This window comes from Sporomusa sp., from assembly GCF_057736855.1.
On the sequence record NZ_JBYKYF010000121.1, the window covers coordinates 1 to 8847 of the forward strand.

At 44.4% G+C, this 8847-nt stretch carries 10 protein-coding genes and 2 riboswitches; of the genes, 6 read left to right on the top strand and 4 right to left on the bottom strand.

Going from position 1 to position 8847, the window contains the following annotated elements:
- The 3 genes from AC29Z1_RS09430 to AC29Z1_RS09440 all read left to right on the top strand — a co-directional run.
- Positions 1-959: alanine/ornithine racemase family PLP-dependent enzyme (locus AC29Z1_RS09430; protein ID WP_488271208.1), on the top strand; the 959-nt coding region annotated here is incomplete at its 5' end.
- Positions 947-1435: a GNAT family N-acetyltransferase gene (locus AC29Z1_RS09435; RefSeq protein WP_488271209.1), complete on the top strand. Its 489-nt coding sequence runs from the start codon at positions 947-949 to the stop codon at positions 1433-1435. The genes AC29Z1_RS09430 and AC29Z1_RS09435, both read left to right, overlap by 13 nt.
- Positions 1436-1924: 489 nt before the next feature.
- Positions 1925-2554: a GntR family transcriptional regulator gene (locus tag AC29Z1_RS09440; RefSeq protein ID WP_488271210.1), complete on the top strand. Its 630-nt coding sequence runs from the start codon at positions 1925-1927 to the stop codon at positions 2552-2554.
- Positions 2555-2636: 82 nt separating this feature from the next.
- Here the strand turns inward: AC29Z1_RS09440 and AC29Z1_RS09445 are convergent, their stop codons facing one another.
- Entirely contained in the window at positions 2637-4019 is a 1383-nt protein-coding gene (locus tag AC29Z1_RS09445) for an NAD(P)/FAD-dependent oxidoreductase (protein ID WP_488271211.1), read from the bottom strand.
- A 244-nt stretch (positions 4020-4263) separates the two neighbouring features.
- Here AC29Z1_RS09445 and AC29Z1_RS09450 point away from each other — a divergent pair, with 244 nt between their 5' ends.
- Positions 4264-4584 (top strand): YbjQ family protein, encoded by a 321-nt coding sequence (locus AC29Z1_RS09450; protein WP_488271212.1) that lies wholly within the window; start codon positions 4264-4266, stop codon positions 4582-4584.
- A gap of 64 nt (positions 4585-4648) precedes the next feature.
- On the opposite strand, the gene AC29Z1_RS09455 is transcribed toward AC29Z1_RS09450, so the two are convergent.
- From AC29Z1_RS09455 to AC29Z1_RS09465, 3 genes are all read right to left on the bottom strand, one after another.
- A complete protein-coding gene (locus AC29Z1_RS09455) occupies positions 4649-5518 on the bottom strand; it encodes an SAM-dependent methyltransferase (protein WP_488271213.1) in 870 nt (289 codons plus the stop codon).
- Positions 5496-6104, bottom strand: a complete 609-nt coding sequence (locus AC29Z1_RS09460) for an FmdE family protein (RefSeq protein WP_488271214.1) — start codon at positions 6102-6104, stop codon at positions 5496-5498. Before AC29Z1_RS09460 ends, AC29Z1_RS09455 begins: the two co-directional genes overlap by 23 nt.
- Before the next feature lie 261 nt (positions 6105-6365).
- Positions 6366-6650: a TIGR03943 family putative permease subunit gene (locus tag AC29Z1_RS09465; RefSeq protein WP_488271217.1), complete on the bottom strand. Its 285-nt coding sequence runs from the start codon at positions 6648-6650 to the stop codon at positions 6366-6368.
- A 137-nt stretch (positions 6651-6787) separates the two neighbouring features.
- Positions 6788-6969, top strand: a riboswitch (cobalamin riboswitch).
- Between the two features lie 268 nt (positions 6970-7237).
- Here AC29Z1_RS09465 and AC29Z1_RS09470 point away from each other — a divergent pair.
- Both AC29Z1_RS09470 and cbiD read left to right on the top strand, forming a co-directional pair.
- On the top strand, positions 7238-7810 hold the full coding sequence (locus AC29Z1_RS09470) for an HD-GYP domain-containing protein (RefSeq protein WP_488271215.1): 573 nt from the start codon (positions 7238-7240) through the stop codon (positions 7808-7810).
- A 60-nt stretch (positions 7811-7870) separates the two neighbouring features.
- Positions 7871-8051, top strand: a riboswitch (cobalamin riboswitch).
- A gap of 211 nt (positions 8052-8262) precedes the next feature.
- Positions 8263-8847, top strand: a 585-nt coding sequence (gene cbiD / locus AC29Z1_RS09475; protein WP_488271216.1) for a cobalt-precorrin-5B (C(1))-methyltransferase CbiD, incomplete at its 3' end; no start/stop codon positions are given.

The following is an 8847-nucleotide window of genomic DNA, read 5'->3' on the forward strand; positions in this document are numbered from 1 at the left end:
TTGTGACCACTATCCTGGAAGGTGGTGTGGATGGACTGGCTGATGCCAGAATGGAGAACATAATTGAACTGCGCAATGAAGGGATTTCAGCTCCAATAACCTTACTGCGCATTCCGAAGTTAAGTGATGTGGAAAATGTAGTTACCTATAGTAATGTCAGTATTAATTCCGAAATAACCGTTATCCGCGCGCTAGGAGAGACAGCGAAAAGAATGGGAACCATTCACCAAATTATCCTGATGGTTGATGTTGGCGATCTGCGTGAAGGCATTATGATTGAGAATGTGCTGGCTGTTGTACATACGATCTCAAAGGTAGCCGGGATAAAACTGTTGGGATTGGGTACCAATATGGGGTGCTTTGGCGGTATTTTACCAGAATACGCTAACCTGAACATTTTAGTAGAGCTCAGCAAGCTGATTGAAAATCGGTTGGGAATTACACTTCAGGTTTTGTCCGGCGGTGGTACGTCATCGCTGTTATTATTGGAAAAAGGCGAAATTCCTGCGGGGATTAACCAACTGCGTATTGGGGAAGGACTATTACTGGGTACGGATACGACACACAACCGGGTAATTGATTGGCTCAAACAGGATGCCTTTATTTTGAAAGCCGAAGTGATTGAGGCCAAGCTCAAACCGTCGGTTCCTATTGGCAACATTGGTCGGGATGCGTTTGGAAATATTCCGAAGTTTACAGATGTAGGTATCAGAAAAAGAGCTATCGTGGCGTTAGGTAAACAGGATGTTTATATTGAGGGACTTTTTCCGCTTGATGCCGGAATAACGATACTTGGGGCCAGTAGCGACCATATGATTCTGGATATTACCGATGCCGAAGATAAGGTACATGTAGGGGATGAATTGGCATTTGGCGTCAATTATTCAGGTATGCTTTCGGCTAGCCAATCCAGATATATAAAAAAAGTGTTCAGAAAGGATAACCAATGGCTGAATTAATTACTGAATTAATTACTACAGTAGAACCGAAGTTAGTGGAGCGGTTAGTTGAACTGGAACAGGAAGCGTTTGGCTGCGGGGGAATGAATGAATGGCACCTGGTACCGTTAATACGGCATGGCAGGGTATTTATTTGTAAGCACAATGAGGTTGTAGTTGGGGCTGTCCAGTATATGCGCGACTGGGAAAGGCCTGAGTTGGCCTACATGGTTGGTGTCGCGGTTGCGGCTAACGCTCGTGGCCAGGGAATAGGTACACGGCTTCTGGTTGAAAGCATCAAAGAACTGTTTGAAACTGATATTGAAGAAGTTGAGCTTACTGTAGCGGCTGACAACGCAGCAGCAGTTAAGGTGTATAAAGAAAAGCTGGGATTTGAAATGACAGCATTTAGAAAAAGTGAATACGGTCAAGGTCAGGACAGAGTGGTTATGGTACTTACCAGAAAGAGATTTATCAGGCATGTAGAAATAAAATAAAAGTAGCCGATTATGACTTTCTTTTACAAGCTTTGGAAGTTGTAATCGGCTACTTCATTGGCGTGATAGGGGATTAGGCACTTGTTTATCTAACAACTTTATATTATAATTAAGTTGCCTGTAAAAATATAGTAACAATACCTGCGCCTTCGAGCGCAGGCAAAGTGTAAGCCGTTTTTTCTGTGAAGCTATAGGTCAATGTTACAAGGCGGTATAGCGAAAAAACAAAGCTCTACAAAAAATGCAACAAGGAAGGGTGGAATAAACTGCGTGGTGTAGTCACACGAAGTTCTCTGGTGAGAGTTATTGCCGAAACTTTGTAGCATTCTATATATGTATGATATGGCCTGATGCGCACATTCAAAGCTAGAGGTAGCTATATTTTCCTGTACTCATATTTCCTGTCTTGCAGGAATAGTGTTTGGGTACAGAGTATGTAATAATGAGTAAAAATATAAATGAAATATAGCGACTTTTGGAGGATGTTACATGAAAGGGAATGTCCCGATTTTTCGGGCGATTGCACTTGATATTGCGCAGCGTATTATTAATAACGAGTTTGAAGAAGGATCTAAGATTTCAGGCAGATCAATACTGGCCGGCCATTATAATGTGTCGCCGGAGACCATCAGAAAGGCGATCTCATTGTTAAAAGATGAGCATGTGGTCGATGTATCACAAGGTAAGGAAGTATCGATATGTTCGGTAGAACAGGCATATAATTTTATTGAACACTATAAAAGCTCGGAGTCAGTATACTCTTTGCGCCAAGAGATAGAAATTCTTCTGAAGGAAAAGCGGGAACTTGACAACAAAATTGAAACCGTACTGACTGAAATCATCAATTACTCGGATAGACTGAGAAACCTTACACCTTACAATCCGGTAGAAGTTGCCATAAATCCAGATGCCCACATTGTAGGCAAGACCATCGGGGAACTCAGATTATGGCAGCACACCGGCGCTACAGTGGTAGCCATTCGGCGTGGAACGGAAATTATTATATCTCCTGGCCCCAACGCTGTCATTCAACCCCATGACCGAATTGTTGTGGTTGGTGAAACCGGTATTTATCAGCGAACCTCCGAATATTTTAATAGACCTAAGGAAAAAAATTAAAGCAATAGGTAAGTGAAGCAAATGAAATGAATAAACCGCCAGGACCGAAGCAGGGCTGCAGTCTTGGCGGTTTACTATTCTTTTATTTTTTTAAGCGTTTGGTAATAATTCTGGCTACATACACGCCGCTGGCACTGGCTTGAGATAGGCCACGGGTAATACCGGCACCGTCGCCGATGGCAAACATATTAGTAATTTCAGTTTCCAGCTCTCTCGTCAGTTTAAGGCGGGAACTGTAAAATTTGACTTCCACACCATAGAGTAGGGTGTCGTCATTAGCCATACCAGGGGCAATTTTGTTGAGTGCATATATCATCTCAATAATATTGTCAAGATGACGTTTGGGCAACACGAGACTTAAGTCACCAGGGGTTGCATTTAAGGTTGGTTTGGTAAAGCTTTGTGCCAAGCGGTGCTCATTAGTCCGGCGGCCTTTTAATAAGTCACCGAAACGTTGCACTAACACACCGCCGCCCAACATATTGGAGAAGGAGGCAATGCGCTTGCCATATTGATGAGGTTCATTAAACGGCTCGGTAAAATGATTGCTTACTAATAGTGCGAAATTGGTATTTTTGCTGTGTAGCTTTTCATCCCGGTAACTGTGACCGTTCGCCGTAACAATCCCGTCAGTATTTTCGGCGACAACATAGCCTTTGGGGTTCATGCAGAAGGTTCGGACTAAATCGCCATACTGTTTGGTACGGTATACTAGCTTGGCTTCATATACTTCATCAGTAATGTGCTGGAAAATTTCAGCTGGTATTTCGACTCGCACCCCGACGTCTACCTGGTTATTGGTTAAAGAGAGGCCCAAATTACGGCATTGGTGGGAGAACCACTCTGAACCGGCACGGCCGGGAGCAGCTATGAGGTAGTCGCATTCGATCATTTCGTCTTTGGCTGTTTGTAGTTGAAAGGTTTCGCCCTCTTTTTTTATGGAGGCTACTGTTGTGCAAAACAGCATGGTGATCTTTTCTTTTAAATAGTCATATAAAGCCTGCAGAATTTTCAAGTTATTTTCAGTACCAAGATGGCGAACTTTAGCGTCTAGAAGATGTAGGTCGTAGCGGAGGGCTTCCTTTTTCAGCGCGCTGTTTTGGGTGCTGAAATATTCAGCTGGTGCACCGTATTGCAGATTAATCTGATCGACATAGTCAATTAAATCAAGCACCTCTTGATCAGGAATATATTCATTAAGCCAACCACCAAACTGGGTGGTAAAATTATATTTTCCGTCAGAAAATGCACCAGCCCCGCCAAAGCCCCGCATAATGCCGCAGGGATTGCACTTAATGCAGCTCGGAACTTTTTTATCTGCAATCGGGCAATGCCGGGAATAGATGTCATGTCCGGCTTCTACTAGCACAATTTTTTTTTCAGGATTATTCTTAATCAGCTCATAAGCAGCAAATATGCCGGCAGGCCCGCCGCCGACAATGGCTATATCAAATTTTTCGGACATAAAAACCACTCCTCTACATGATTGTGGCACAGACCGTACAACATTATACTTTACCAGAAGCTATTTTGTAAATAGCAAACATGGTAAGCTTGTCGTAGCTAACTTTCTTACATTACAGCTCAGCTTAAGTAAGGCAGATAGACGAATGAAATGCAAGTGTGCGATAAATCATGGGTGTTTTAAGTTAGGAATGAGACTTTGTTTTTGTTAATGTCTATTGCGCTGTAAAAAAGGAGGCAAAATCATGATTGTTTCAACAACTTCTCTTTTGGAAGGATATGAAGTAAAAGCGTATCTGGGTGTGGTGACAGGCGAGGTGGTTATGGGCACCAACGCCATTAGGGATTTTTTTGCTGGATTGACGGATGTCTTTGGTGGACGCAGTAGTTCTTATGAAAAATCACTTTCTAAAGGGGTTCAGCATGTGGTGGCTGAGCTTACAGGCAGGGCCAGTGAGATGGGAGCCAATGCCGTTATCGGCGTGCATCATTCTATGTCCAGTGTGGGCGAGGGCTTAATGATGATCGTCATTATGGGTACAGCCGTTAAGGTGCAAAAAAAGTAAGTTTCATTAGACGCCAATAACCGCATCCCTCATAGGGGGGTGCGGTATTTTTTATGGGCTAATATCATAATTTATGGTTTACCTGCCACCACATAACGCCCACCGTAGTGGCTGACTGTTCGGTACACATGCCGTCAACAGCCCGGTCTTGCAGCCAGCGGGAAATTGTGGCTTGAACTTCAGGACCGTTTACGCCAAATAGAGCAAAATAGCGGACATAATGGTCAACCAGATCATCAAGCCGTTCCTGCTGACACTGATGATAGCTAAAGAAGGTTAGGGTTGGTCGATATCCCTCTTGGTATAGGATGTTGAAGGGGTAAATAATATCAAAGGAAGGTGCAGGATAAGGTTCTTTTAGGATTTCTTCCCATAAGAGGCGGCGCAGATCTAGGTCATGTTGGCCGGCAAAGCCGATCAGGCAGCACATCCTGCGGGCGACTTTGGTCATTTTCATGAGGCTGTTGTAGTCATTAATGGCCGGACTTTTGGCGGCAAATGCGACGTCATAGGCCGGCTCTGCCGGGAGGTCGTTCCAGTCTGCTTGCAATACTTTGATTTTGTCTGACAGGTTTGCTTTAATGGCTTCCTGTTGAAGAGCAGCCAACATTTGGCTGGCTGTGTCCAGACCGGTTACTTCTATACCTCTGGCTGCCAGCGGCAGGGCATAGGTTCCCGGACCGCAGCCAATATCTAACAAGGTTTCTCCCTGCTTGATGGCGCCATGAAAAAAGAGAGTATCGATGATCTGGTGGTGGGTCAGCTTGTTGGCAGTGTTGTGTTCAGCATAGCGGCCAGAAAAGTGATTCCAGAACTCTACCCAGGCTTTGGGGTCAGGACGTCGCTTGCTTCTGGCATGGCGATATTCATCCCAGGCTTGGGCCCAGAATTGGGCATTATACATCATCGGCTTACCACCCCCGACTGTAGTCATCAGTACAGGCCAGACAGGCAAGCTTGCCGTTTTTCAGGCGAACTCGGGATTCCATGACTTTTTCGCCACAGTATTCACAAATGACAGAGTTAAAGATTTTGGCTTTAGGCGGGAGCTTAAGTTCTATTTCCTGGATTTTAAACAGTCTTTCAAGCGGAGTGGCCAAGAGGCGATGGACACGTTCCGTCTGAAGGCATTGCCAGGCCTCGGCCTGCTCTGGTGTGGCTTGACCGCTACATACGGTGTTTTTTAGGGTTTCTTGCTGTGGTGTCAGCGGCTCCTTGTCCCCGATGGCGACAATCCGTACTGCGTTTCCTGTTTGCCGGTTACCAATGGTATAGGCTTGTTTACCATAGTCTTTGAAGATGAGGTTGCCTTTGCCGATGGTACAGCCGAGCAATACTTGAATGGCATCAATGCCACATCCGTCTGACTCGACAATGGCAACAAGCTCTTCATCGATTGCACGTTCTACCTTGAGATATGCCAGGGCCGCTTTTGCGGCAAGGTAACCGACTGTCAGTCCGGGGCAGCAGTGTCCGTGAAAGTCAATTGCTTTCTGAAAATCAGCAGGAAGATGGCTCATGATAATACCCCCAAACAGTTACAAATTAAAAAAAGGTATAAAGAATTGAGGGGAATTGTGTCCCGAACAAGGCTTCGTACCTTTAGTTTAAAAAGATATACAATTCCGACAAATCTATTATCGCGTATTTGACCTAAGCTTGTCAATGTGAAACAAATTATTTTAGATAATTCATACTGGCTTTTGACCTTTGAACGGGAACTGGTACCTTCAAATGAAGGGTAACTGCTGGTAGGATTGACAGCATTTTGGCATTTTGGTTCAGTTGCCGGTATATACATAGGGAGTTGTTCTAATTGGAATCACTTGAGAAGCTTTAATTACCGGCAGTTTAGTTCCAAGATATTCAAGGGTGGATAATTTACCCTGTACTTCTATCCAACTGTCGTTTTTTATAGCCGGACTATCATGCCATTCAACCAAAAGACCACTAGGAACGGTATCGGCAGCACAACAGGAGATTTCAAACCGGGCAACAAGAAAAGTCCCGTCAGGTACTTGCTCTGGCCGGTAAACAAAGCCTTTTAGACTGATTTCCTTCTCAATAAATGCTGCTGTATTTTATTCTTAAATGGTATGATGAATAAAAAAGCATTAATACGATCATAACAATTCTGCTGAAAGGTAAAAATAGTGTTGACAGGGCTTTCCATATATGGTAAGTTAATAGCATAGAAAGGCTAACTGAATATTTTGAGATAGGTGCCCTACGGGGCTTAATAGGGAAGACCGGTGAAAGGCCGGCGCGGTCCCGCCACTGTAACGGGGAGCGAGCTTAAGATATGCCACTGGGATGCATGTCCTGGGAAGGTTTAAGTGAGCTAAGATCCGGAGTCAGGAGAACTGCCTATCTAACAATCACCGTTTATACCCACGAGGTATGGGGAGGGGATTACAGTAGACGCTTTATGCGTGCAACTGCTTATTCGCTCCTGGTTTATAACCAGGAGTTTTATTTGGTCTGCTGTTTATTACTCCCAACTATAAATGGTTGGGAGTTTTACTTTTTTTAAAAAACTTTTTCTCTGCTCTCCTTTCGAATGTTGCGCCGCTGGCGCGGGTCAATTTGACCCTTACCTTTTAAGATTCTACCTATAACATAAAAAAACGGCTGGTAAACAAGGAGGATACCCATGAAAAGAATTGAAAACCTAATATTGCTTTTTCGTAAACTTGATCCTAATACATTCAGGCATTGTCAAAATGTTGGCATACTTATGTTAGAGTGGGCAGCTTGTATGGGCTTTTCCAATAAAAAAATACACAATGCATATATTTGCGGATTATTGCATGATATCGGGAGATTGTGTTTGCCTGGAAATGTGTTTAATAACCTTGACTCATTATCAGACGATGAACGGAATATATACAAACGTCATACAGAATATGGTTGGGCCATCCTTACTAGTATGGAGTTGAAGGAAATAAGCCTAATTATTCGTTATCACCATGAATGGTATGATGGAACAGGATACCAAGAAGGTCTTAAAGAAGCCGAAATTCCCTTTATGAGCAGAATGCTTGCTATTTGCGATGCTTTTGATAATATGACAAACAGGCAAGAACATAATAACATGAGTGGTCAACAGGCTTTGCGGGAAGTGGAACACTGCGCTGGAACACGATTTGACCCGTGGTTGTGCCAGCAATTCATTAGTTATATAAAGAAAATAGAACCACTAAAAACTGTTGCTAATTTTGTATAAACTAGCTTCATATGATTGACAATTACTTCCTACGGTGTTATGCTAATCTCATAAAAGAAAAATAAATATTTCGAGACAGGTGCCGTAGGGCTTAATAGGGAAGACCGGTGAAACGCCGGCACGGTCCCGCCACTGTAACGGTGAGCAAGCTTAAGAGATACCACTGGGATGTTACGTCTTGGGAAGGTTTAAGCAAGCAATGACCCGGAGTCAGGAGAACTGCCTGTCTGACAATCACCGTTTGTTACCCACGAGGTATGGGGAGGGGATTACAGTAGGCGTTTTTCGCGTGCTAACATAATTCACTCCTGGTATTAGCCAGGATTTTTATATTTTGTCTACTGATTAACTCTCAACTTTCAACCGTTGGGAGTTTTTTATATTTTTGTTTTTTCAGAATTATCTTTGCGATAGTATAACCTAAAAATGTGGACAAGGAGGGAGGAATGATCGTGGTGCTTAAACGTTGGCGCAAAGGCTTCACTACCGGTGCTTGTGCGGCGGCGGCAGTGAAAGCGGCGCTTTTATCCTGGCGGGGGGAAGAAGCGGTACGGGTGGCAGTAAAATCGCCCCAGGGCACAGTGCTGGAGATTCCCGTGGAGCGCGCCTGGCGACTGGCAAACGGCGGCAAAGCCTGTGTCATCAAAGATGCGGGTGATGATCCGGATATTACGAATGGAACTGAAGTCTGGGCTGGGGTTGAGGTAACCGGGACAGAGATAATACTTCGCGGCGGTGATGGCATAGGTATTGTGACTCAACACGGACTGTCGATACCGCCGGGACAACCGGCAATCAATCCCGGTCCCAGGGAAATGATTTGCAGTGCGGCTAGTGAATGTTTGCCGGCAGGACAGGGAGCTATAATTACCATTTCGGTTCCGGCAGGCGTAGAGCTTGCGAAGCGGACACTCAATCCGCTATTAGGCATCGAGGGTGGTATCTCGATTCTGGGAACCACCGGCATCGTCGAGCCCATGTCTGAAGAAGCGTTTAAAACCTCATTGGTGCCACAAATCTCAGTTGCCCAGGCCCTA